At 71.6% G+C, this 24386-nt stretch carries 21 protein-coding genes and 1 pseudogene; 13 read left to right on the top strand and 9 right to left on the bottom strand.

All coding sequences use genetic code 11. The annotated features are described in order from the left end of the window. Nucleotides 1–15 precede the first annotated feature (15 nt). Nucleotides 16–1556, bottom strand: a pseudogene (locus DFJ66_RS17355) (PucR family transcriptional regulator). Between the two features lie 548 nt (nucleotides 1557–2104). Between DFJ66_RS17355 and pruA the strand changes: the two are divergent. Further along, the gene (gene pruA, locus DFJ66_RS17360) at nucleotides 2105–3730 is read left to right on the top strand and encodes an L-glutamate gamma-semialdehyde dehydrogenase (RefSeq protein WP_121222443.1); all 1626 of its coding nucleotides are present in this window, start codon (nucleotides 2105–2107) and stop codon (nucleotides 3728–3730) included. Nucleotides 3731–3732: 2 nt separating this feature from the next. After that, complete coding sequence (locus DFJ66_RS17365) at nucleotides 3733–4656, top strand: proline dehydrogenase family protein (protein ID WP_121222444.1); 924 nt, start codon at nucleotides 3733–3735, stop codon at nucleotides 4654–4656. A gap of 1 nt (nucleotide 4657) precedes the next feature. Here DFJ66_RS17365 and DFJ66_RS17370 read toward each other — a convergent pair whose 3' ends face one another. Further along, nucleotides 4658–6670 (bottom strand): tetratricopeptide repeat protein, encoded by a 2013-nt coding sequence (locus DFJ66_RS17370; protein WP_121222445.1) that lies wholly within the window; start codon nucleotides 6668–6670, stop codon nucleotides 4658–4660. A gap of 101 nt (nucleotides 6671–6771) precedes the next feature. Here DFJ66_RS17370 and DFJ66_RS17375 point away from each other — a divergent pair, with 101 nt between their 5' ends. From DFJ66_RS17375 to DFJ66_RS17385, 3 genes are all read left to right on the top strand, one after another. After that, nucleotides 6772–8442 (top strand): bifunctional 3'-5' exonuclease/DNA polymerase, encoded by a 1671-nt coding sequence (locus DFJ66_RS17375; RefSeq protein ID WP_121222446.1) that lies wholly within the window; start codon nucleotides 6772–6774, stop codon nucleotides 8440–8442. Between the two features lie 108 nt (nucleotides 8443–8550). After that, nucleotides 8551–9942 carry a carbohydrate-binding protein gene (locus DFJ66_RS17380; RefSeq protein ID WP_121222447.1) on the top strand — a complete coding sequence of 464 codons (1392 nt, stop codon included), beginning with the start codon at nucleotides 8551–8553 and terminating at the stop codon, nucleotides 9940–9942. A gap of 136 nt (nucleotides 9943–10078) precedes the next feature. Continuing rightward, entirely contained in the window at nucleotides 10079–10759 is a 681-nt protein-coding gene (locus tag DFJ66_RS17385; protein ID WP_121222448.1) for a helix-turn-helix domain-containing protein, read from the top strand. Here the strand turns inward: DFJ66_RS17385 and DFJ66_RS44290 are convergent. Next, nucleotides 10741–11235 (bottom strand): hypothetical protein, encoded by a 495-nt coding sequence (locus tag DFJ66_RS44290; RefSeq protein WP_246029795.1) that lies wholly within the window; start codon nucleotides 11233–11235, stop codon nucleotides 10741–10743. The two genes, DFJ66_RS17385 and DFJ66_RS44290, sit on opposite strands and share 19 nt — an antisense overlap. Nucleotides 11236–11722: 487 nt before the next feature. Between DFJ66_RS44290 and DFJ66_RS17395 the strand changes: the two genes are divergently transcribed. The 6 genes from DFJ66_RS17395 (at nucleotide 11723) to DFJ66_RS17425 (ending at nucleotide 16310) form a co-directional block, all read left to right on the top strand. After that, complete coding sequence (locus DFJ66_RS17395) at nucleotides 11723–12295, top strand: DUF3558 domain-containing protein (RefSeq protein ID WP_170199484.1); 573 nt, start codon at nucleotides 11723–11725, stop codon at nucleotides 12293–12295. 58 nt (nucleotides 12296–12353) lie between these two features. Next, nucleotides 12354–12929 (top strand): DUF3558 domain-containing protein, encoded by a 576-nt coding sequence (locus DFJ66_RS17400; RefSeq protein ID WP_170199486.1) that lies wholly within the window; start codon nucleotides 12354–12356, stop codon nucleotides 12927–12929. 142 nt (nucleotides 12930–13071) lie between these two features. Further along, nucleotides 13072–13491, top strand: coding sequence for a hypothetical protein (locus tag DFJ66_RS17405; protein ID WP_121222450.1), 420 nt, complete (start codon nucleotides 13072–13074; stop codon nucleotides 13489–13491). A 5-nt stretch (nucleotides 13492–13496) separates the two neighbouring features. Further along, entirely contained in the window at nucleotides 13497–14096 is a 600-nt protein-coding gene (locus DFJ66_RS17410) for a DUF3558 domain-containing protein (protein WP_170199488.1), read from the top strand. A gap of 51 nt (nucleotides 14097–14147) precedes the next feature. Further along, nucleotides 14148–15470 carry a hypothetical protein gene (locus DFJ66_RS42805; RefSeq protein WP_170199490.1) on the top strand — a complete coding sequence of 441 codons (1323 nt, stop codon included), beginning with the start codon at nucleotides 14148–14150 and terminating at the stop codon, nucleotides 15468–15470. An 18-nt stretch (nucleotides 15471–15488) separates the two neighbouring features. Then, a complete protein-coding gene (locus tag DFJ66_RS17425; RefSeq protein WP_121222453.1) occupies nucleotides 15489–16310 on the top strand; it encodes an ESX secretion-associated protein EspG in 822 nt (273 codons plus the stop codon). Here DFJ66_RS17425 and DFJ66_RS17430 read toward each other — a convergent pair. From DFJ66_RS17430 to DFJ66_RS45020, 5 genes are read right to left on the bottom strand one after another with little or no spacing between them, the layout of a single operon-like run. After that, entirely contained in the window at nucleotides 16282–17442 is a 1161-nt protein-coding gene (locus DFJ66_RS17430) for a lactate 2-monooxygenase (protein WP_121222454.1), read from the bottom strand. The genes DFJ66_RS17425 and DFJ66_RS17430 overlap by 29 nt on opposite strands. Nucleotides 17443–17459: 17 nt before the next feature. Next, nucleotides 17460–18677: a cation:proton antiporter gene (locus DFJ66_RS17435; RefSeq protein ID WP_121222455.1), complete on the bottom strand. Its 1218-nt coding sequence runs from the start codon at nucleotides 18675–18677 to the stop codon at nucleotides 17460–17462. Beyond that, nucleotides 18674–20836 carry a protein translocase subunit SecD gene (secD, locus tag DFJ66_RS17440; RefSeq protein ID WP_121222456.1) on the bottom strand — a complete coding sequence of 721 codons (2163 nt, stop codon included), beginning with the start codon at nucleotides 20834–20836 and terminating at the stop codon, nucleotides 18674–18676. Before secD ends, DFJ66_RS17435 begins: the two co-directional genes overlap by 4 nt. A gap of 37 nt (nucleotides 20837–20873) precedes the next feature. Next, nucleotides 20874–21194, bottom strand: coding sequence for a hypothetical protein (locus tag DFJ66_RS17445; protein WP_121222457.1), 321 nt, complete (start codon nucleotides 21192–21194; stop codon nucleotides 20874–20876). Nucleotides 21195–21204: 10 nt separating this feature from the next. After that, nucleotides 21205–22176 carry a tetratricopeptide repeat protein gene (locus DFJ66_RS45020; RefSeq protein WP_121222458.1) on the bottom strand — a complete coding sequence of 324 codons (972 nt, stop codon included), beginning with the start codon at nucleotides 22174–22176 and terminating at the stop codon, nucleotides 21205–21207. An 80-nt stretch (nucleotides 22177–22256) separates the two neighbouring features. Here DFJ66_RS45020 and DFJ66_RS17455 point away from each other — a divergent pair, with 80 nt between their 5' ends. After that, nucleotides 22257–22724, top strand: coding sequence for a MarR family winged helix-turn-helix transcriptional regulator (locus DFJ66_RS17455; protein ID WP_121222459.1), 468 nt, complete (start codon nucleotides 22257–22259; stop codon nucleotides 22722–22724). Nucleotides 22725–22736: 12 nt separating this feature from the next. Here DFJ66_RS17455 and DFJ66_RS17460 read toward each other — a convergent pair whose 3' ends face one another. Then, nucleotides 22737–23942: an NAD(P)/FAD-dependent oxidoreductase gene (locus tag DFJ66_RS17460; protein WP_121222460.1), complete on the bottom strand. Its 1206-nt coding sequence runs from the start codon at nucleotides 23940–23942 to the stop codon at nucleotides 22737–22739. Between the two features lie 163 nt (nucleotides 23943–24105). Here DFJ66_RS17460 and DFJ66_RS17465 point away from each other — a divergent pair, with 163 nt between their 5' ends. Continuing rightward, complete coding sequence (locus tag DFJ66_RS17465; protein WP_121222461.1) at nucleotides 24106–24318, top strand: hypothetical protein; 213 nt, start codon at nucleotides 24106–24108, stop codon at nucleotides 24316–24318. The last annotated feature ends 68 nt before the right edge of the window (nucleotides 24319–24386 follow it).

The raw sequence follows: 24386 nt of genomic DNA on the forward strand, positions 1-24386 counted from the left end.
CGGCCGGTGACGCGCTCAGGTCAGCCTGAGTTGCAACTGGGCGAACAACCGGAGGAGCGGGTCGTCCAGCTCGAACCCACCGACCTCGGCGGCCCGCCGGACCCGGTAGCGCAGGGTGTTGGGGTGGACGTGCAGGCGGGCGGCGGCCGTGCGCACGTCACCGAACGCGTCCAGGTAGGCCAGAAGCGACCGCGCGAGCTCCGGTTCCAGCCGCTCCAACCGCGGGTCGCGGATCCTGGGGTGCTCGGCCAGCAGCGCCAGCACCTCGCTGACCAGCACCTGCGACCGCACGTCGGCCAAGGTCGCCACGTCCGCGTCCAGGTCCCGTGCCATCGCGTCCAACACCCGATCAGCCTCGACGCGAGCCACCATCACGTCCTCCATCGTCGCCACGGTCGAGCCGATGGCCCCCTGCACCCGCAACCCCATGTGCTTCCGCGCGGCAGCCACGATCTCCTTCGTCAACGCCAGCAGCGGCGCCCCGGGCGGCAGGTCCGGCAGCAGCACGTACGTCCGCCCCGAAGCCTGGCTGACCAGCGCACTTCGCCGATAGGCAGCGGCGTGCACCGAGATCAGGCTCGTCATCTCCGCCCGCCGCAGCTCGTGCTGGATCCGGTCCGCGTGCTCCTGCCCGCGCAACGCGAACACCACCACAGCGGCCGGCTTCCCCGGATCAGCCCCGATCTGCTCGGCCACCGAGGTGGCGTCCATCCGCCCGTCCAGCAGCGAGGCCAGCAGGTTCTCCCGGAACGCCGCCGTGGGCTCGCGCTGCTGCACCAGGTGCAACGCGGTCACCCGAGCCGCCCCCAACAACGCCCGTTCGGACTGCTCGGTGAGCGGCGTGGTCCCCTCCTGCACCCAGATCGTCCCCAAGGGCTGGCTACCGGCGTGGATGCCGACCGCGATCCGCCGCCGAATCCCCAGCTCGGGCCGCTCCTCGATCCGCACGACCTCCTCGCCGGACCGAAGCCGCTGGTAAACCCCCACTCCCGAAGCATCTTCAGGTACGGCTCGGGCCCCTGCCGCCCCAGGATCGACAACCGCCGCAACTCATCCACTTCGTCCGACGACCGCGAGTAAGCCAGCACCCGACTGGCGGTGTCCTCGATGCTGACGATCCCCCCGGTCAACGCCGCAATCGTCTGCGCCAACCCGAACAGGTCCCCCAACACCTCGGTGGCCCCCGCGTCAGCGGTCAACCGAGCGGTACTCACGACCCCTCGGGCCAACGACTCCAGGTGCTCCCACCGCACCTCGGGCCGAACCGCCAACAACGCGACCCCGACGTCGGCGGCCGTCTGCCGCAACACCGGGGACGGCGAATCCACCTTCACCGCCACCGCCGCGGCACCCCCTTGCGCCGCCGCCCTGACCAGCGGCAATGCCGCCCGCCCGCGCGCCCCGATGACCAACGCGAGATCCCCGGGCCGCACGTCGGGCGTGTCGTCGGGGTCGAGGATGACCACGTCGTGGACGTCGACCTCAAGCCCGTGCGGCGCGACCTGGATCTCCACCAACGGGTCCCCCAGCGCAATCAACACCTGCCGCAAGCTCACAGCGCACCACCTCTTTCGAGCTCTTCAAGCTTTTGAAGATCAACGCTTCGCTCTCAAGCAGAACGCGCTGCGCGCTCGAAAGAGCCTGCCGGCGGGCGAACCACCGATGGGGGGTGAAGGGCGTCGGTTCCCCCACCGCATGACCCGGCGGAGCCGACCACAGATTTCCCGGGGTGCCGCTAAAACTTTTTGCTCGTTCCTCGCAAAAACTTTTGGCTGCACCCCGGGAAATCTGTGGTAGCCCTTCGGGCGGGCCATACGGTGGGGGAACCGAGGCCCTCCACTTGTAGCTGGGGCTACCGCGCGCTGCGCGCGCCCAAAGCCGCGCTGCGCGCGTGGGGAAGGCGCTGAGCGTGCCGGGCGGCTTGCGGTTGGGCGAGGGCATGAGGAGTGCACGCGCCCCCTCCTTAAGACTGCGGCCGACCGGACCACTTCTTGTCCAATCGAACAACCGCGAGGTGGCAAGCCTAGACGTCCGGACAACAGACCGCTCGGTCCGTCGCCCTACCGTGGGTGGACACCCCGACCATGTGGCGAAGGAGCTGCTTGTGGATGCCGTGACCAGGGTCCCCGTGCCGGCGAACGAGCCCGTCCTCAGCTACGCCCCCGGCACCCCGGAGCGCGCGCAGCTGCAGGCGAAGCTGGCCGAACTGGCCAAAGAGCCCCTCGAACTGACCCTGACCATCGGTGGCGAGCAGCGCGTCGGCGGCGGCGAGAAGTTCGACGTCGTGCAGCCGCACAACCACCGGGCCGTGCTGGGCACCCTGCACGGGGCCACCCAGCAGGACACCCGGGACGCCATCGCCGCCGCCAAGGCCGCCGCACCCGCGTGGCGCGCGCTGTCCTTCGACGACCGCGCCGCGATCCTGCTCAAGGCGGCCGACCTGCTCGCCGGCCCCTGGCGGCAGACGCTCAACGCGGCCACCATGCTCGGCCAGTCGAAGACCGCCATCCAGGCCGAGATCGACTCCGCGTGCGAGCTCATCGACTTCTGGCGCTTCAACGTCGCCTTCGGCAAGCAGCTGATCAGCGAGCAGCCCCAGTCGTCCCCCGGCGTGTGGAACCGCACGGACCACCGCCCGCTGGAGGGCTTCGTCTACGCGATCACGCCCTTCAACTTCACCGCCATCGCCGGCAACCTGCCGACCGCGCCCGCCCTCATGGGCAACGTCGTCCTGTGGAAGCCCTCGCCCACGCAGAGCTTCGCCGCGCACCTCACCATGCGCCTGCTCGAAGAGGCCGGCATGCCGCCGGGCGTGATCAACCTGCTCCCCGGTGACGGCCTGGCGGTCTCCGAGGTCGCCCTCACCGACCCGGACCTGGCCGGCATCCACTTCACCGGCTCGACCAAGACCTTCCAGCACCTCTGGGGCCAGGTCGGCGCGAACATCGCCGGCTACCGCTCCTACCCGCGCATCGTCGGCGAGACCGGCGGCAAGGACTTCGTGCTCGCACACCCGTCCGCCGACGTGGACGTGCTGCGCACCGCCCTGGTCCGGGGCGCGTTCGAGTACCAGGGCCAGAAGTGCTCCGCCGCCTCCCGCGCCTACGTGCCGCGGTCGGTCTGGAACCGCCTGAAGGACGACTTCCTCGCCGAGGTCGAGTCCCTGACCATGGGTGACGTCACCGACTTCTCGAACTTCCTCGGCGCGGTCATCGACCGCCGGTCGTTCGACAAGCTCTCGGGCGTACTCGACGCGGCCCGCCAGGACTCCTCGCTGGAGATCGCCGCCGGTGGCACGGCCGACGACACCGACGGCTTCTTCGTGCGCCCGACCGTGCTGCTGGGCAGCAACCCGGACCACGAGGTGTTCACCACCGAGTACTTCGGCCCGGTCCTCGCCGTGCACGTCTACGACGACGCCGACTACGACACCGTGCTCAAGCAGATGGAGAGCGCGGCCCCGTACGGCCTCACCGGCGCGGTCATCGCGCAGGACCGCGCGGCCATCGCGCACGCCCAGGAGTACCTGCGGTTCGCGGCGGGCAACTTCTACGTCAACGACAAGCCCACCGGTGCGGTCGTCGGGCAGCAGCCGTTCGGCGGCGGCCGGGCGTCGGGCACCAACGACAAGGCGGGCTCGGTGCACAACCTCCTGCGCTGGGTCAGCCCGCGCTCCATCAAGGAGACCTTCTTGCCGCCGACGTCCTACCGCTACCCGCACCAGGGGTGACCATGCTGCGCTCCACCCTGCTGGCCGCCTCGCGGTCCGGCGCCATCCGCAAGCTCGTCGAGAGCACCCCGTTGACCAAGCCGGTCGTCAAGCGGTTCATCGCCGGTGACGACGTGGACGCGGCCGTCGCCGCCACCGGTGACGTCCTGGCCGACGGCCGCCTGGTCACGCTGGACCACCTCGGCGAGGACACCCGCGACGCCTCCCAGGCCACCGCCACCGTCGAGGCGTACCTGACCCTGCTGGGCAGGCTCCAGGACGCTGGGTACGCCGACCGCGCCGAGGTGTCGGTGAAGCTGTCCGCGGTGGGCCAGTTCCTGCCCGTGGACGGCGAGAAGATCGCCCTGGAGAACGCCCGGAAGATCTGCTCGGCCGCCGGGGTCGTCGGCACGACCGTCACCCTGGACATGGAGGACCACACCACCACGGACTCCACGCTGGGCATCCTGCGCGAGCTGCGCTTGGACTTCCCGTGGGTCGGCGCGGTGCTCCAGGCCTACCTCAAGCGCACCGAGCAGGACTGCCGGGACCTGGCGCACGCCGGGTCGCGTGTAAGGCTGTGCAAGGGCGCCTACCAGGAGCCCGCGTCCGTGGCCTACCAGGACAAGTCCGAAGTGGACCTGTCGTACGTGCGGTGCCTGAAGGTCCTGATGAAGGGCGAGGGCTACCCGATGGTCGCCTCGCACGACCCGCGCCTGATCGCCATCGCGGCGGACCTCGCGCGGGACCGGGCGAAGGACTCCTACGAGTTCCAGATGCTGTACGGCATCCGGCCCGAGGAGCAGAAGCGGATCGCCGCCGAGGGCAACCGGATGCGCGTGTACGTGCCGTACGGCGACGAGTGGTACGGCTACTTCATGCGCCGCCTGGCCGAGCGCCCCGCGAACGTGGCGTTCTTCCTGCGCTCCCTCGTCACGAAGAGCTAGTTCACGAGGAGCTGGGCAGGTCGCGGGTCCGGGTCGCGGGGTGGGCCCGGACCACCAGCTCCACCGCGTGCTCCGCGCGGGCCAGCCGTTCCGGTTCGGCCCGCGCGGCGCGCAGCAGCTCCACCGCCCGGTGGGCCGCCGCCAACGCCCGGTCCAGGTCCGCGCCGACCTCCGCGCACCGGCGGGCGTACAGCGACAGCGCCTCGGCGTGCCGGACCTCGTCGCGGTGCCCGGTCAGGTGCCACAGCAGGACCGCCATGCGCGCGCCGACCCGGGCGTCGTCGTTGGTGACCGCGCTGTCCGCCAGCCGGTGCCACGCGTCGGCCAGCCGCACCGCCGCCCCCGGCACCCGCCGCCACGCCGCCACGGCGTCCCCGAACGCCTGCGCCGCCTCCGACCGGCGGTCCAGCCGGCGGAACAGGACGCCCAGGTCGCCCAGCGCGTCGGCCAGGGCGGGCTCGAAGTCGCGCGGGTTGACCTCGGCCAGCCGGCGCAGCACGCCGATCGACTCCCGCACCACCGCCGCCGCCTCCGTGGGCCTGCCGTGGCGGGCCAGCAGCGCCGCGACGGACCGCAGCGTCCGGGCGAACTCGGCTTCGTAGCGCGGGTCGTCGCCCGCGACCGCACGCCATTGCAACACCGCGCGCCGGGTCGCGTGCCCGGCCTCCGCGCGCCGCCCGACGTCGAACAGCCGGGCCGCGAGGTGGTGGGCGGCCTTCGCCGCGGCCGGCCGGAACCGCGCGGGGTCCCGCCGGGCCAGGTCGTCGAACAGCGCGACCGACTCGGTGACCGCCGCCGCGGCCTCGTCCCCGCGGCCGAGCGCCGCGTACCGCAGGCCCAGCCGGTCCAGGGCGGCGGCGAGCCGGCCCACGCCGTCCGGGTCGTCCACGCGCACCAGCCGGCACCACGCCACGGCTTCCTGCGCCGCCGCGAGCGCTTCCCCGTCGTCCTCGCACGCCACCAGGCGCAAGCTCAAGTCCCCCAACGCATCCGCGAGCGCGGGCCGGTGCGCGACGGGGTCCCGGTCGACCAGTTGCCGGTACAACAAGACCTGCGCTCGTGAGGCCTGCACGGCTTCCTCGCGCAGTCCTGCGAGGGCGGCACGGGCACTGAGCAGCCCGTTCAGCTCGGCCCGTTCCTCCACGTCCTCGGCTTGTCGCAGCAACGCCCGGGTGAGCAGCGCGGGCAGGACGTCACCGTGGCAGCGCGGGTCGTCGAACACTTGGCGCGCAACGACTTCCGGGTCGTCCTCGAGGACTCGCAGCGGGCCGGTGCCCGCCTTCGCCACCAGTCCCGGGTCGGCGGCGAACAGCTCGACCGCCCGGTCGCGGACGTGCGGCCAGCGCTCGGCGGCGCGCAGCAGGGTGTCCAGGGCGTCCGGCGCGGGTGCGATGCGGTCGTCCAGCAGGGTCACGGCCAGCACGTCCTCGGCGAGGCGGCCGGTGGTGGGCGGGTCCGGGTCCACGCTGATCAGGCGGCGGACGCGGTCGACCGGGTGGTCCGCCCGGTCGCCGTGGACGGCGGCGAGGGCGGCCAGGTGCAGGTCGAAGTAGGTCTCGCACAACGGTGCCTGGACGTGCGGCCGGGGCAGCGCCAACGCGTCGGCGAACCGCTGGCAGGCGAGCACGAACGACGTCCCGTGCTCCTCGGGACAGGGTCTGAGCTCGAGGTCTTGGGTCGCGTAGTGCACGTCGGCGGCGCGCTGGCGGGTCGCCGACCACCACCATCCGGCGGTGCGGGCGATCAGGAGCACCCGAGCCGGACCCTCCCGCAGCACGGCGTGCACGTCGTGCCACGTGCGCAGGTCCGCGTCGTCGAGGACGACCACGCCGGCACCTGCGAACCGCCGCGCCAACCGCGTCTTGCCCACGCCGGACCGGCCGTGCAGCAGCAGCACCGACCGCGGCACGGGCGCGTCCCGCCAGCGCGCCAGCGCCGCGAGTTCGGCGGTCCGGCCGTGGAAGGGCACCACCTCGTGCCACGGGTCCAGCAGCGCGCCAGGCGATCCGATCACGGGCCCATATCCTGCACCCGCCCACGAACCACGATCGGGTTGGTACCGCTCCACCGGCGGAACCGCCGGAATTGTCGGGGGTCGTTGGCACAATTCGAGGCATGTTCATCGCTCTGGTGCCGCACGCGGAGAACGCCGGTCGCCTCCGGCCGCTCTCCGACGCCGGCGTGCCCACCGGACCGGTGGTCGAGACGTCCGACCTGGCCGCCACCGTGGCCGAGTGGGAGCGGCGCGGGCCGCGCTGGGTGTGGGCGTCCACGGCGGAGGTCTACCCCGACCTGCTGGCCCGGGGCGTGCGGGTGGAGCGGTGCCTGGACCTGTGGCACGTGGAGTCGCTGCTGCTGTCCTACCAGGGCAGACACCGGGAGCCGCGCGGCCTGGGCGCGGCCCTGGCGCGCTTGCGCGGCCTGCCGGTGCCCGAGGACCAGGGTCCGCGCCGGCGCGAGTCCCAACCCACCCTGTTCGAGCCCGAACGCGACCCGCTGCCCGGCGACGCCGACCCGCTGGAGGCGGTGATCGCCGTGCACGCCGAACAGCAGCGCGTGCTGGCGACCCTGGCCCACGCCGACCGCCTGCGCCTGCTGTGCGCCGCCGAGTCCGCCAGCGCCTTGGCGGCGGCCGAGATGACGTTCCACGGACTGCCGTGGCGCGAAGACGTCCACGACCGGTTGCTCACCGACCTCCTCGGCCCCCGCCCGGTCAACGGCGCACGCCCCGCGAAGCTGGCCGACCTCGCCGACCGCATCACCGCCGCGTTCGGGGGCAAGGCGGTGAACCCGGACGCACCCGGCAGCATCGTGCGCGCGTTCGGCCGCGAGGGCATCGACGTGCCGTCCGCCCGCGCGTGGGTGCTGAAGAAGGTCGACCACCCCGCGGTCGCGCCTTTGTTGGAGTACAAGGAACTCGCGCGGCTGTGGGTCGCGCACGGCTGGTCGTGGCTGGACCAGTGGGTGTCGCAGGGCCGTTTCCGCCCCGATTACGTGGTGGGCGGTGTGGTGTCCGGTCGTTGGGCGACTCGCGGTGGCGCGGCTCTCCAGATCCCCCGGACACTGCGGCGCGCGGTCGTGGCCGATCCGGGTTGGCTGTTGGTGGCGGCGGACGCGTCCCAGTTGGAGCCCCGGGTCCTGGCGGCGCTGTCGGGGGACCGTCGCCTGGCCGAGGTCTCCGGCGACGACGACCTGTACACGACCCTGGCGGCGGACGCGTTCGACGGCGACCGGGGCCGGGCGAAGATCGCCATGCTGTCCGCGATGTACGGCGGGACCAGCGGCGAGGCCGGGCCGTTGCTGGCCGTCTTGAGACGCCGGTTCCCCGAGGCGGTCGGGTACGTGGAAGCCGCCGCGGTGGCCGGTGAACAAGGACGGATGGTCAGGTCGCAGCTCGGCCGCACCAGCCCCACCCCGTCCGAAGCCTGGCACGCCCTGACCGGCAACCCGGACGACGGTGAGGACGCCGCACGCCAGTCCCGCCGAGCGGCCCGGGACTGGGGCAGGTTCACGCGCAACTTCGTGGTGCAGGCCAGCGCCGCCGACTGGACCGCCGCGCTGCTGGGTGCCCTGCGAAGACGCCTGCACCGAACAGCCCCCGGCGCACACCTGGTGTTCTTCCAGCACGACGAGGTCCTGGTCCACACACCGGCGTCCTCGGCCGACGCCGTGTGCGCCGAGATCACCGCGGCCGGAGTCGAGGCGTCCACCCTCGTCTTCGGCGCCACACCCGTCCGCTTCCCGCTCCACGCCGTCCCGGTGGAGTCCTACGCGGACGCCAAATAGCGCATTTGCGCCGTTCGGCCGATTGAGTCTCCGTCGTGAGAGCGCTCTCATGAACGCACAACCGAATTTGTTGCCGTGCAGAACGAGTGACAAGGAGGTCACCCGCGCATGGAACCCAGCCGCCGGCGGCGCGTGCTCGCCACCGCCGCCGCCCTGCTCGCCGCCGTTCCCGCCGCGGTCTTCGCCACGATGTCGGCCGACGCCTCGGTCCCCGCCACACCACCCGGCTGGACGCTCCAGTGGAGCGACGACTTCACCGGCGCCGCGAACACCCTGCCCTCCGGCGCCAACTGGATCTTCGACACCGGCCACGGCTACCCCGGCGGCCCCGGCAACTGGGGCACCGGCGAGATCCAGAACTACACCACCTCCACGTCCAACATCCGCCTCGACGGCAGCGGCAACCTCCGCATCACCGCGCTGCGCGACGGCTCGGGGAACTGGACGTCCGCCCGCATCGAGACCCAGCGCGCGAACTTCCGCCCACCCTCGGGCGGCAAGCTCGCCATCGAGGGCCGCATCCAGATGCCGAACGTCACCGGCAGCGCCGCCCTCGGCTACTGGCCCGCGTTCTGGGCGCTCGGCTCGCCCTACCGCGGCAACTACTGGAACTGGCCCGCCATCGGCGAGTTCGACATCATGGAGAACGTCAACGGCATCAACTCCGTGTGGGGCGTGCTGCACTGCGGCGTGAACCCCGGCGGGCCGTGCAACGAGACCAACGGCCTGGGCGCGAGCCGCGCGTGCCCCGGCTCGACGTGCCAGTCCGCCTTCCACACCTACCGCTTCGAGTGGGACGAGAGCGTCAGCCCCAAGCAGTTCCGGTGGTACGTCGACGGGCAGCAGTTCCACAGCGTCAACCAGAACCAGTTCGACGCCACGACGTGGAACAACATGACCGGCCACGCCGGCTACTTCATCCTGCTGAACCTGGCGATGGGCGGCGCGTTCCCCAACGGCGTCGCGGGCCAGGGCACGCCGACCGCCGCGACCGTTCCCGGCCACTCGCTGGTCGTGGACTACGTGGCGGTCTGGACGGCCGGCGGCGGCACCACCACCCCGCCCACGACCACCACCACTCCCGGTGGCAGCGGCTGGGACGCGTACACCGAGATCCAGGCCGAGCAGGCGACGTCCCGCTCCGGCGGCACCGTGGAGACGTGCGCCGAGGGCGGCCAGGACGTGGGGCAGCTGAAGAACGGCGACAGCCTGCGGTTCTCCGGTGTGCGCTTCGGCTCGGGCACGGCCACCCAGTTCGTCGCACGGGCGGCGTCGGGCGCGGCGGGCGGCGTGAGCGGCTTGGTGGAGGTCCGGCTGGACAGCCCCACAGCCGCGCCGATCGGCAGCTTCGCCATCGCCAACACCGGCGGGTGGCAGAGCTGGCGCACGGTCCCGGCGAACATGTCCGGCGTCACCGGCACGCACGACGTGTACATCACGTTCACCAGCGGCCAACCCGCCGCGTACGTGAGCGTGAACTGGATCAAGTTCGGCACCTGATCCGGATCGTGCCGCCTCCGGCGTCACGCCGAGGCCGACCCATCTCGTGGCGGGCCGCGGATGCCTCCTCCTCCGCGGCCCGCCACTCCCACCTGTTCCTCAGCCCGCCCCTGCCACCTCGTCTACCGTTGTCGGGGTGGATTCCGGCTACGAGGAGCGCCCCGCCGCCGGCCTGGCCTGCGCCTGGCGCCGCTCGTCCCCCGTGGCCACGACCGGCCGCGTGGTCCCGGACGGCTGCACCGACCTGATGTGGTCGACGTCCGGCGCCCTGTTCGTCGCCGGACCGGACACGACCGGCCACCTCACGACCCTGCGCCCCGGCACCCTGTACGGCGTCCGCTTCGGCCCCGGCGTCGGCCCGTCGGTCCTCGGCGTCCCCGCCCACGCGCTGCGCGACCTGCGCGTCCCGCTAGCCGAGCTGTGGGGCCGGTCGACCGAGCTGGAAGACGCCCTCGCGACCGCCACCGACCCGTGCACGGTCCTCGCCGAAGCCGCCCGCACCCGCCTCCGCGCGACCCCGCCGGACCCGCTCACCCAGGCGGTGGCCCGCGCCGTCCGCACGTCGTCCGTCACCGACATCGCCGACGACCTGGGCCTGAGCACCCGCCAACTGCACCGCCGCTGCCTGGACGCGTTCGGCTACGGCCCCAAGGTCCTGCACCGCGTGCTCCGCTTCGACCGAGCGGTGAAGCTCGCGTGGCGGGGTGTGGCTTTCGCCGACATCGCCTACCGAACGGGGTACTCCGATCAGGCACACCTGTCACGCGAAGTGAAGGACCTGGCCGGCGTGCCCCTGCGTCAACTCGTCCGCCCGTAGGCCTTCAACGTCTTCAACGCCTCGATCGTCACGATCGGCCGCCACTCGTAGGTGGTCACCGGCGTCCACGCGGCCCAGGGGAAGGTCCAGCCGCCGTCGTCCTGCTGACCGGCCTCGAGCAGGTCGAGATCACGCGCCACCTCCTCATCGCTGAACCACCTCCGAGCCAGGCTGTCCGGCGTGGGCGCGTAGTGGTGCGGCTTGTGCGTCTCCCCCTCCGCATACCCCTGCGGAGCCTTCCCGTTCCCCAGGTCGACCAGCCCCCGCTCCCTGACCAACTCCCCCAACCGCTTGGCGGCGACCTCGGCCCGCCCCCGATCCGGCACGGCGTCGAGGAACCGCACACACGCGTTGACCTCATACGGATGGGTGTCACCCAACCCGTCGAGCAACTCCCACACCAGGTCCGTGGCCCGGTCCACCCACGGGTCCTCAACCCCGAACCTGTGCAGCACGCTCACAGCGAGGGCGGTCATCAACAGATCCGTGCCCGCCCCCACCTGCCACCACGGCGCCCGAGGATGGTCCCGAGCCGTCTCCAGACAGTTGGGCAACCCACCATCCGCCCCCGCAACCGACGCGAAGAACCCCACCGCCCCCGCCACCGACGAGGAGTCCCCCACCTCGTGCAGCAGGTTCAGCGCGGTGAAGGTGTGCAAGGGCTGACTGGTGGGTCCCCGCCCATCCGGCTCCAAGGCGTGCCCAAAGCCACCGTCCTCGTTCCGATAAGCCACCACAGCCGCCACCACAGGCTCAGCAGCCCCACCGTCGAACAGAAACTCAAACCGCCGCTGCTCCACCACACGCGCGTTCCGCCACATGAACACCCTGGCCGCTTCCAACATGCCCGCGAACCTATTCCCCCTGCTCACCCCAGGTCTTGAACAAATCGGCCATCCCCCACAAGGAGCAACCCCACTCAACTCGCCCCCACCCAGCCCCCAAGCCGAGAAACTCCCACCCGTGCACCACATCGCCCGACTAACCCTGGCAGCCCTAACCGCCACCACCCTCACAGCCTGCACCACGACAAACGCCGGCACGCCCACCACGACGTCGACCACCAAGAGCAGCGCCAAGCCCAGCGGACCCGGCGAGCTGGACCTCCAGAGGTTCACGAGCGACCCGTGTTCCATCGTGTCCACCGGCGACCTGGCGACGTTCGGGAAGTTCGCGGCGCCCAAGGCGGAGGCGGACGGCCCGAACGGCCCGAGCTGCGCCTGGGACGGCAAGGACCCGCTGGAGGACTCCTCCTACCAGGTGGTCCTGGTGGTCAAGGGCGCGACGCTGGAGAGCTTCCGCGAGGCCAACAAGTCCCGGAAGGTCTTCCGCGAGACGACGATCGCCGGCTATCCAGCCATCAGCTACGACACCGCCAGCGGCACCCTGGACTGCAACACGGCCATCGGCACCTCCGACAAGGAAGCCGTGCTCATCCAGGCCACCGTGGGCGACAGCGACAAGACCTACGCCGGCAAGCCGTGCGACGCCGCCGAGAAGTTCGGGACGACCGTAATGAGCAAGTTGAAACCGTGAACCGGGGCCATCCCACCCGCTTAAATCACCACGCACTGAACCCAAGGGACTGAACTCCTTGAACCGCATCCTCCAGTCCGTCCTCGCCCTCACCACCGCCGCACTAACCGCCTGCACCTCGACAAACGCCGGCACTCCCACGCCGGCGTCCACCAAGGGCAACGGGTCCACGACGACCAAGAGCAGCGCAAAACCGAGCGGCCCCGGCGCGCTGAACCTCCAGAAGTTCACCAGCGACCCATGCAAGATCCTCACCCCCGCCCACCTCGCGGCGCTGGGCGGCACCTTCGACCCGGCCAAGCGGGAAGACAGCCCCAACGGACCTGCTTGCATCTGGGCCGGCAAGGACGTGCTGAAGGACCCGACCTACCGGATCGTGCTGGTCATCAAGGGCGCGACGCTGGACACCTACCGGGGAAACAGCAAAACGTTGAAGGTCTTCCGCGAGGCGACCGTAGCCGGCTACCCAGCCGTCAGCTACGACACCGCGAGCGGCACCGAGGACTGCACGACCGTCATCGGCTCCTCCGACAAGGACGCGGTGATCGTCCAGACGGCGAACTCGCAGGACGGCAAGCCGTGTGACGCCTCGGAGAAGCTCGGAGCGACCGTCGTGGGGATCCTGAAGGGGTAGCCGACCATTTGTTCCACCTGCCCGACCCCCGCCTCCCCCTGCTCGGACATCCCCCACCAGGAGTAACCGGACCAAACCGCCGGACCGCGCTGAACTGCTATGCCATCATTGATCGGCGGTTGGCGTGAGGGGAGCGCGAACGATGTACGACGCCGAAGGCGGGGGCGGCAAGCTCAGCTTCATGGGCGACACGGTGTCCAAGGCACCCGGTGGCGCCGGCGGTGCTGCGGGCTACGTGATCTCGCAGACCCGGTTCTTCGTGGACCCGGACGAAGCCCAGAACCTGATCAAGGGCCTGGAAGCAGCGGTCAAGGAACTCCAGCTGGCAAAGCGGTACTCCGACGACATCACGCGGACCCAGTCGCCGGGCAAGGACGCCTACAGCGGGTTCGCCACGGTGAAGATCCGCGAGACCGCCAGCGATTTGGAGGGTGGGTACGGCTGGGCCAACCAGAAAGCCCAGGAAGCCCTGCTTAAGACGATCCAGAACATTCGAGACGCGCTGGCGGCCTACAAGACCACCGAGTCGGCCGCTGAGGACGCACTGAAGCCGAGGGACTGAACTCCTTGAACCGCATTCTCCGGTCTGTTCTCGTCGTCGGCGCTGCCGCGGTCGCGCTCGCCGCCTGCACCTCGAAGGACGGCGGCACGCCCACACCTGCCTCCACCACCAACGGTGGGTCCACCACGACCACCAAGAGCAGCGCGAAGCCAAGTGGCCCCGGCGCGCTGAACCTCGACAAGTTCACCAGCGACCCGTGCAAGATCCTCACCCCGGCCAACCTCTCAGCGTTGGGTGGCACCTTCGACCCCGCCAAGCGGGAAGACAGCCCCAACGGGCCAGGCTGTGGCTGGGTCGGCACGGACGTGCTCAAGGACTCGTCCTACCGGGTCGTGCTCGTGGTCAAGGGAGCCACGCTCGAAACGTACCGGGAGGGCAGCAAGACGCTGAAGGCGTTCCGCGAAACGACCGTGGCAGGCTACCCGGCCGTCAGCTACGACACCGCGAGCGGCACCAAAGACTGCACCACGGTCATCGGCACTTCGGACAAGGACGCGGTGCTGGTCCAGGCCAACATCGCCCCGAACGACAAAGCCAACGTCGGCAAGCCGTGTGACGCCTCCGAGAAGCTCGGTGCGACCGTCGTAGGAATCCTGAAGGGGTAGGCCATGACACCTCCCTCGACACCAGGCCCGGAAATAGACATGTTCGGCTTCATGCTCCTCCGGACGAGTGGCATCGGCGCGGACAAGATCTACGGCTGGTTCAAGGATGGCAACGGCCCCGAGCAGACAACTGACTCGGCTCAGGGCAACTGGGACAAGGTCCGGGACCACCACACCGAGGTCACCTACCTGATCGAGAAGGCCGTCCGGGACTCCGGCGCCTCCTGGGAAGGTGCGGCCGGGGATCAGGCTCGGTCGTCCACGACCCCGCTGGCCACCTGGTCGGCCGCGGCCGGGGACAGTGCGTCGGTCGCTTCGCAGGGTACGAGCAGCATCAGCGACTCGTTCCGGCTCGCCCGTGACACCGTCGAGAAGCCCGTCGACGTCCCGGACAAGCCTTGGTACAACGGCATGGTCCCCTGGGACACCGACTACGACGACGCGGTCGAGAAGAGCCAAGAGGTCAACTCGCGCAACATCGAGGTGCTCTCCGCGTACGGCAACGCCGCCAACTCGGCCAGCGAGTCGATGCCGCGGTTCCAGTCGCCCGACGAGATGGGTGGCGGTATCGAGCCGCCCACTCCGCCGCCGATCGAGCCGCCTGAGGAGTGGAAGCCGATCCCGCCCGACGACCGCGACGGATCGGGTGACGGGGACGGTGACGGCGACGACACCGGCGGGGGTGACCGGCGCAACCCGCCACCGCCGCCGGTGGTTCCGGTGCCGCCGCCGAACGACGGTGGTGGCGACCTCAAGAAGTCGTGGGTGGACCCTCCTGTCACCCCGCCTCCGCCGCCCCCGTACAGCGTCGACCCGCCGCCCACGCGGCCGGGTGACCCGAGGCTGCCCTACGACCCCCGCCTGCCCTACGACCCCCGGCTCCCCTACGACCCGCGCAACCCGAACGACCCGCGCAACCCCAACAACCCGAACAACCGGCCGCGCGTCCCGACCCCCGGACCGGGTGGACGGCCCGGTGGCGGCCCAGGGGGCGGTCCCGGCGGTGGGCCCGGTGGGCCTGGTGGTGGTCCCGGCGGCGGACGTGGCGGGCTTGGTGGACGCATGCCCGGCATGCCCGGTGGCATGGGTGGACCCGGTGGCGGGTTCGGGCCGGGTGGTGGCGCGTCCGGGGTGCTGCCCGGTGGTGAGCGCGCCGGCGGGTTCGGGCCCGGCGGGGGCGGCTTCGGGCCTGGTGGTGCGGCGGGGGCCGGTGGGCGTCCGGGTGCCGGTGCGGGCATGGGCATGGGTGGCATGGGTGCCGGCAAGGGTGAGGGGGACGAGGACAAGGAGCACAAGTCCGCCTCCTACCTGCAGGAGACCGAGGACATCTTCGGCGACGGCACCATGGTGGCCCCGCCCGTCATCGGCGAATAGGACAAACAGGGGGCACAAGTGCTGCGCACCAAGGTGGCGATCCCGGTCGTCGCGCTCTACAACGCCTGGCAGGCCGAAGGTCTGCCGACGCTGCACAACGCGCTGCTCACCGAGGTCGACTTCGACGAGGACCGCCTCGCCGAGGGTGACCTGAGCGGTCTGGCGGACCTCGCGCGCGGTGGCTGGGCGGAGTTGGAGCGGCTCGGCCTGGCGCGCGGCCGGCAGGTGCACCCCGATCTGGGCCGTGCGCTGCGGCTCATCGCAGAGGCGGGCACCGAGTACTACGCGTTCTTCAACGAGGGTGACGGTGACACGCGCACCGCGCTGGTGGCCCAGTCGGGCGACAACGCGGTGCGCGTGGTCCTCAGGCAGGACAAGCACTTCGTGCTCGAACCGGTGCGGGCCGAGGACGCCGTCCAGTCGCTGGTCGCCGCCCTGCCCGAGGCCAAGCCCGGCCGGGGCGGGGTCATCTCGCTGCCCGCGGACGCGCTGAACGACAAGCCCAAGCCCCCGTCGTACAACGAGGAGTACGAGCGCAGCTTCCTGCAGGCCAGCCGCCCGACCGGCGCGCACGTCGCCGAGACCCAGCAGCTGAAGAACCTGCTGGCGGAGAAGCGGACCGGCGGCGGCCAGCTCTACGCCGCCCGCCGCGACCGGTTCGGCCGCAAGCAGCGCTGCGAGTCGCCGTTGACGTACTTCGACACCATCACCGGCCGGTACTTGAGCGCGAAGTCGAGGGGCGGCGACGGGACCCCGTGGATCACCGTGCAGCCCGCCGACTTCGCCACCCTCCAGGACCGGCTGCGCCGGCTCACCGACGCCGCAACACCTCGGGGCTGAGCTCGGCCGGGCTGCGGTGCCCGGACAGGCCCAGGGTCAGGTCGAAGTCGGCGAGCAAGCCGCGCAGCACGTGCCGCACGCCGACCTGCCCGCCGTGGGCCAACCCGTAGGCGAACGGCCGCCCGACCAGCACCGCCGACGCGCCCAGCGCCAGCGCCTTCACGATGTCCGCGCCGGTCCGGATGCCGGAGTCGAACAGCACCTCGACCTGCTCACCCACGGCGGAAGCGATCTCCGGCAGCACGTCCAGCGACCCGACGGCGCCGTCCACCTGCCGTCCGCCGTGGTTGGACACGACGATCCCCTGCACCCCGGCGTCCACGGCCTTGCGGGCGTCGTCGGGGTGCTGGACGCCCTTGAGCACGATCGGCCCGTCCCAGTGCTCGCGCAGGAAGGACAGCTGGTCCCACGACTTGTCGGTGCCGGTGAACAGCTGCACCCACCGCAGGATCGCCATCGGCCGGTCCTCCTCCGGCGGTGCCGCGAGACCAGCCCGGAAGGCCGGGTCGGAGAACGGGATGGCCGTGCCGACACCGCGCAGGAACGGCAGGTAGGACTGGTCGAGGTCGTGGGGCCGCCACGCCAGCGTCCACGTGTCGAGCGTGACCACCAGGACCGAGAACCCGGCCTTGCGCGCCCGGTCGAGGATGCTCACGCACACGTCCGGGTCGTTCGGCCAGTACAGCTGGAACCACCGCGCCCCGTCCCCGGCCGCTTCGGCGACCTCCTCGATCGTGTGCGAGGAGGCGGTGGACAGCACGAACGGCACCCCCAGCTCGGCGGCGGCCCGCGCGGTGGCCAGCTCGCCGTCCGGGTGCAGGATCGACTGCACCCCGACCGGCGCGAGCAGGACGGGCGCGGGCAGCTTCGTGCCCAGCACGGACACGCCCAGGTGCCGCTCGGTGGCGTTGGTCAGCATCCGCGGCACGATCCGCCAGCGGTCGAACGCCTCCCGGTTGGCCCGCGCGGTGGCCCCGGACCCGGCGGCGCCGGCCACGTACCAGAAGGGTCCGGGCCCGAGCCGTTCCCGGGCGGAGTCCTCCAGCGCCTCGGGGTCGGTGGTGAACGGCGGCACCTGCCCGGCCAGGCCCTGGAGGTAGATCTCGTTCTGGTACCCGGCGAATCCCGTCATGCGTCCCTCCTTCGCCATCACGTCCGCCGATCATGCTCGACCCGATCCCCGGCGATCGCAAGGTCGTCGGCGAACCACCGCCGGGGCAGCAGCCACGTCAGCCGCTCCGACCGCAGCACCGCCAACGGCCCGATGACGGCCAGCAGCAGCACGTACCCGGCCACGAACGGCGCCACCCGCGAGTCGAGGCCCGCCGCCACCGCCATCGCGGCCAGGACCAGCGAAAACTCGCCCCGCGTCAACACCGTCAACCCGATGTCCACCGCCTGCTGACGGTCGAACGAGTGCAGTTTCGCCGCGAACAGCCCGGCCCCCAGGTTCAGCACGATCGTCACCAGCACGGCCACCAGCACGGGCACCACGACCCCGCCCACCGCGCTCGGGTCGATGCTCAGCCCGAAGATGAAGAAGAACAGCGCCCCGAACGCGTCCCGCAGCGGCAGCACGAGTTTGTGCACCCGGGACGCCACGCCCGACCCGCCGAGCACCGCCCCGACCATGAACGCCCCGATCGCGTCGGACACGCCCAGCTCGTGCGCGACCGCCGCCCCCGTGACCGCCACGCCGACGAAGCACACGACCAGCAGCTCGTCGTCCATCCGCCCGAACAGCCCGGTCACCACCCGGCCGCCCCACCGGGCGATGGCCGCGAGCACCAGCAGGAACAGGAACGCCTTGCCGAAGTCCAGCAGCGCCCGCGTCCCGGACGTCCCGCCGAGCACCGGCTGCAGCACCGCCAGGTACAGCGCCAGGAAGACGTCCTCGATCACGATGATGCCCATGACCAGCCGCGACTCGGGCCGCCGCAACCGCCCGGCCTCGACGAGCAGCTTGGTCACGATCGCCGACGACGAGATGCCGATCGCCCCCGCCACGACCAGCGCCTCCCGCGTACCCCACCCGAGCGCGAACCCGAACGCGAGCCCGCCGCCGATGTTGAGCGCCAGGTACCCGACGCCGGCCAGGGCCAGCTTGCGCCCGCCGGACACCAGGTCGTCGACCGAGAACTCCAGCCCCAGGTAGAACAGCAGGAACACCAGACCGAGACTGGCCAGCACGCCCATCTCCGCTGGGTCGTCCACAAGGGACAGTCCGGGCGTGTTGGGTCCGAAGAGGATCCCCGCCACCATGAACAACGGGATGGTCGGCAGTCCGATGCGGACACCGGCACGGGCGATGAGTCCCGCCGCCAGGAACGCGCCGCCGACCGCGAGGAGGGCGTGGCCTGTGTTCATCGTCGAGCCTCCAGCGCGATCGCGACCGGTGCCGCCGTCAGGACGGTCGAGACGGTACCGGCGACGAGCCCGATCAGCAGCGCGGTGGCGAAGTCGGCGAGCGACCCGTCACCCAGCACCAGCAGCGCGGCCAGCACGAACAGCACGCCGATGCCGGTGTTCACGGTCCGCGGCACGGTTTGCAGCACCGCCGCCGACACCACTTTCGAGTACTTCTCCGACCGCCGCGCCCGGCGCAGCTCGCGCACCCGGTCGAACACCACGACCGAGTCGTTCACCGAGTACCCGATCACGGTCAGCAGGGCCGCGAGGAACACCCCGTCCGCCGTCTTCCCCAGCCACGCGAACGCGCCGACCAGCACCACGACGTCCGCGACCAGCGCCGCCACCGTGGCCACGCCCAGCCGCCAGTCGAACCGCACCGCCAGGTACGCGAGCTGCGCCGCGACCGCGATGGCCAGCGCGACCAGCGCGTTGCGCCGCAGTTCCGCCCCCAGCGACGGCCCGATCAGCTCGTTGCGCACCTGCGTGGTCCCACCCACGGCCCGGTCCACGGCGTCACCGACCCGTGCCGCCTTCGCCTCGTCGATCGGCCCGGTGCGCACGGAGATCCCGTTGTCACCCGAGGTCGCCACCACCGCGTCCCCGAAACCGGCCGCGCTCAACGACGCCCGCACGCGCCCGGCGTCCACAGAGGACGCGGTGTAGTCGATCATCCGCCCGCCGGTGAACTCGACCCCCAGCTCCAGCCCGCGCACGACCAACCCGGCCACCGCGAGCGCCGCCACCCCGCCGGCCACCAGCAGCCACCGGCGGGGCCGCCGGAACAGCTCGAACCCCTTGCCGGACAACCACGTCCGCACCCGCCCGAGGTCGTGCAGCCCGCTCCACCGGGGCCGCCGCTCCAGCACCGGCATGACCAGCCGCAACAACACCCGCGTGAGCACCAGCGCGCTGAACAGCGACGCCAGCACGCCCACCGACAGCGTGACGCCGAACCCCTTCACCGGCCCGGTGGCCAGCCAGAACAGCAGCCCGGCCGCGAGCAGGGTCGTCACGTTCGAGTCGGCCACCGCGCTCAGCGCACCCTTGAACCCCTGCTCCACCGACCGGGGCAAGCGCTTGCGCCGCGCGAACTCCTCCCGCGACCGCTCGAAGACGAGCACGTTCGCGTCCACCGCCATGCCGATGGCCAGCACGAACCCGGCCAACCCGGGCAAGGTCAACGTCGCCCCGATCGCCAGCAGGGCCGCGTACGACACCAGCGCGTACCCACCCAGCGCGAGCACGGCCAGCAACCCCGCGAGCCGGTAGACGAACACCAGGAACAACCCGGTCAACGCGATCCCGATGACCGCCGCCCGCGCGCTGGCCTCGATCGCCTCGGCACCCAACGTCGGCCCCACGGTCCGCTGCTCGACCACCTCGACGGGAACCGGCAGCGCACCGGACCGGATCACCAGCGCCAGCTCACGAGCTTCGTCCTGGCTGAACCGCCCGGTGATCTGCGTGCTCCCCCCGATCATCCCCGTCCCACACGCCACCGACGGATCGACCTGCGGCGCGGACACCACCTTGCCGTCCAACACGAACGCCACCCGCCGCCGCGTGTCCCCCGCCCCGAAACAAGCGGCCTCGGCAGTCACCTTCTGCCACTTCGAGGGCGCGTCCCCCTGGAAATCAACGGCAACCACATACCCCGCCCCAGCCTGGTTCGGCACGGCTTGCGCGCCCTTGATGCCCTCCCCGGTCATCACCACGGCACCAAGCGCCACCGCGTCACCATCAGGCGTCGGCTTGTCACCCGGCCCGGTCACAGGCTGCACAGCCAGTTGCGCAGTGCGCCCCAGCACCTCGATCGCTTCCGCCGGGTCCTGCACCCCCGGCATCTCCACCACGATCCGGTGATCACCCGACCGCGCCAGAACGGGCTCCGCCACCCCCAGCTCATCGACCCGCCGGCGCAGCACCTCCAGCGCGCGATCGGTGTTGTCGGACGTGGCCTCGGACGGTGTTTCCAAGACGAGCTGGGTACCGCCGCGCAGGTCGAGACCGAGGCGCGGCTGGCTGGTGAGCAGGACGAACGTGGACGCGGCAAGAACGCCGAGGGACAACAGCCCTCGGACGACGAGTTCTCGCCGCGCGCTGAAGCGCGGCATGACGAAGTGACCTCCGGGTCGGTGGCAGAGAGAAGCTTCAGGAACCGGAGGTCACAGGTGGTGCGCGTTCACCGAGCGGCGTCCGCCCGACACGGTCCGCGGAAAAGCGGGGCTCGACCACATCCGCGAACCGACGCGGCTGCGGCCCGACGTGGACGGGCGGCTGGACGCCGTCGAGCGGCTGGTGCTGATGGCCTTGCTGAACCGGGTGCGTGGTGGCGCGGGTCGTCGCCGGGCTCGGCAGGTGACTCGCATCGACCGTGGCGGACAGGGCCACGACGTCAACATGATCAGGCGTGACGGGAGCAGCCACGACGAACCCGGCGATCAACGCCAGGACCGCCAGCAGCCTCGTCACACGTCCCAGGCTACCGACCGCCGCCGAGCACGACGACGGCTCCGCCGACCAGCGCGCACATCCACCCGATCACCAGCGGCTGCATGGTCGTCGCACCCAGGAACAACGCGACCGTCCACCCCGCCACCACCAGCGTGGACGCCCCGAACAACGCACCCACCACCGCGACCTTCGGCCGGTACCGCGGCAACACCCACACCGCCCGCCGCCCCCGCAGCACCAGCTGCCCCACCACGACGCACACCGCCACCACCAACGCCCCGGAGAACCACCCGAGCAACGGCGTCGGCTTCGGCATCCCCGCCAGGAACAACACCAACCCACCCGCGACCAGCAGCGCGGCCACCCGCGACAACGCCGGCCACGCCAGCTCGTGCGCCCGACTCAACGCATCCCCCGACAACCCCGGCGCACTGCGCCGACGCCTCACCGTGGCGAGGTTCGCGTGGACGTCCTCGTCCGCCGGGTCCAACGCCAGCGCCGACCGATAGGCCCACTCGGCAGTGCCCCAGTCCCGCACGCGCAACGCCGCGTCCCCCAGCACCTGGAACGCCCGCGCCTCCGTCGGAGCCAGGTGAGCGGCCTCCCGCGCCACCTCGACGGCCTCGACCCGCGTGTCCGGCGCCGCCGCCAACACCTCGGCCAACACGACCCGACACCGCCAGTCGCCCGGCTTGCGCCGCACGCACTCCCGCGCCGCCACCGCGGCCTCGGCGTGCCGCCCCAGCTCGCTCAACGCCAACGCCGCCAGCCGCTGTGCCCAGGCGTGGTCCCCGTCCAGCACCAACGCACGCTTGGCCGCGTCCAACGCGGGATCGGGCTCGCCCACGTCCAGGTGCGCCGCCGCCAACCGGCACCACGCTTCGCCATGCCGAGGATCGGCCACCAGCGCGGGCCTCAACAGCTCGATGGCCCTGCGCGGCAACCCCCGTGCGGTGAGCTCCGCGGCCCGCACCACCACCGCGGCGATCGACTCGCCCATCCCACCTCCCGCACTCCCGCGGACAGTGTGACAGCGCCGCCACGGCTCCCCCATCGGGTGACCCGCCGTACCATCGACGCATGGAGGCCCCCGACCAGGGCTGCATCAGCCACGACAACCTCAACTTCCTCCTGCACCGCGCCGCCCAGAAGCTGGGAACGGCAGCTCAGGAAGCCTCCCAGGCCCACGGCATCACCCCACGCGGCCAGCTGGTCCTGACCGCCCTGGCCAACGCCCCCGAGCGCCGCACCCAACTGGCCCTGGGCGCAGCGCTCGGTCTCGACAAGACGACCCTCACCGCCGAGCTGGACCGCCTGGAACGCGCCGGCCTGGTGATCCGGGAACCAGACCCCACCGACCGCCGCGTCCGCTTCCCGGCGATCACCGAAACGGGCCGCAAGGTGCAAACCGAGGTGGCCCACCTGCACGCCGCCGCGGAAGACACCTTCACCAGCGGCCTGACCCCCGACGAGCGCGACCTCCTCCGCACGCTGCTGGCACGCTTGATCGCCGCCGACACCCGCCCGGCGACCGGCTCCTGCCTCTAGCGCAAGCCCTGGTCAGACCAGGTCGGCCAGGTCGGCCGACCGCAACTGGTCCGGCGACACCGCCGCCTGGGCGTCCACCAGCGCCTGCAACGCCACCCCGTCATCCCACTGGTTCACGTTCATCGCCGCCCGCAGCCGCCCGTCCCGCAACCAGAACGCGGTGAAGTCCCGATCCGCCAACGACCCGCGCACCACCAACTGGTCCTTCTCGGCGTCCGCCAGACCCCGGTACTCCATCCCCAGGTCGTACTGGTCGGAGAAGAAGTAGGGCGCCGCCGTGTAGGGCTCACCGCGCCCGAGCAACGTCCCGGCGACATGCGCGCCCTGGTCCTTGGCGTTGGCCCAGTGCTCGACCCGCACCCGCCGCCCGTACCGGGGGTGGTCGTGGGCCGCGATGTCACCGGCCGCGCAGATGTCCGGCACCGAGGTCCGCAGCGCCGCGTCCACCGCGACACCACCCTCCGCCGACGCCAACCCGGCCTGCTCCGCCAACTCGGTGGCCGGCCGCGCCCCGACGCCCACGACCACCACGTCACCCTCGACCACGGACCCGTCGGCCAACCGGACCCCGTTCGGCTCGAACCCGTCGACCCCGACCCCGAGCCGCCAGACCACCCCGCGCTCCGCGTGCAACCCCCGGAACACCTCCGCGACCACCGGCCCCAGCACCCGCCGCAACGGCAGGTCCACGGGATCGACCACGGTCACGTCGGCCCCGCGCACCCGGGCCGCCGCGGCCACCTCGCACCCGATCCACCCGGCCCCGACGACCACCAGGCGGACCCCCGGCACGAGCACCTGGCGCAGTCCGAGCGAGTCCTCGACCGTGCGCAGGTACCGCAAACCTGGGAGGTCTCCGCCCGGAACGGGCAGCACGCGCGGCACGGACCCGGTCGCCAACAGCAGCCGATCGTACGAACGGGTTGCTCCCCGGGAGTCCACGACCACCCGTTCGGCCGCCCGGACCTCGGCGACCTCGACCCCCAACCGGATGTCCACCCCGTGCGCCTCGTAGAAGCCGGTCTCGTGCACCCGGTTGGGCCACTCGGCGTTCCCGAGCAGGACGTCCTTGGACAAAGCCGGCAGCTCATAGGGCTCGTGGCGCTCGCGGCCGTACACCACGAGGTCGCCGTCGTACCCCCGTTCCCGCAACGCGCCGGCCGCCGAGGCGCCGGCCAGGCCCGACCCGATTATCACGATCCGTTGCGGTTCAGCCATTTTTCACCCTCCCAGGTGACTGGAGCGATGACCACATGCGACGCTATCGACAGCTCGGCACGGTCGCCCGTCGGGATTTTTCCCGTCATGGCACCAACCCCCGTGCGTCCCTTCCCCGGGCGCACCCGGATTGGTCCGAGCACCCGTGTCGAGAAGTGGAGGTATGGGGGCCGTGAACACTGGCAAGGAGTGGCAGATCTCCTGCCGCGACATCGCATCCCGTCGTCGTGACATGACCGTCTTCGTCAGCCAGGGGCACGTGGTGGTCACCGTGCCGCCGGGCGAGGCCGCCGTCCTGACCCCGTTGGAGGTGGGCCGCCTGCGGGCAGCTCTGCGCGACGCGGTGGTGACCGCGTCCGTGCCACCGGAGAACTGAGCCGACCGCACCCCGCACCGGCCGACAAATTCGGCACGCACTCTTCCTACTCGCGGGTAGGTAGTGTC

The sequence above is a fragment of the Saccharothrix variisporea genome, assembly GCF_003634995.1.
Lineage (GTDB): Bacteria > Actinomycetota > Actinomycetes > Mycobacteriales > Pseudonocardiaceae > Actinosynnema > Actinosynnema variisporeum.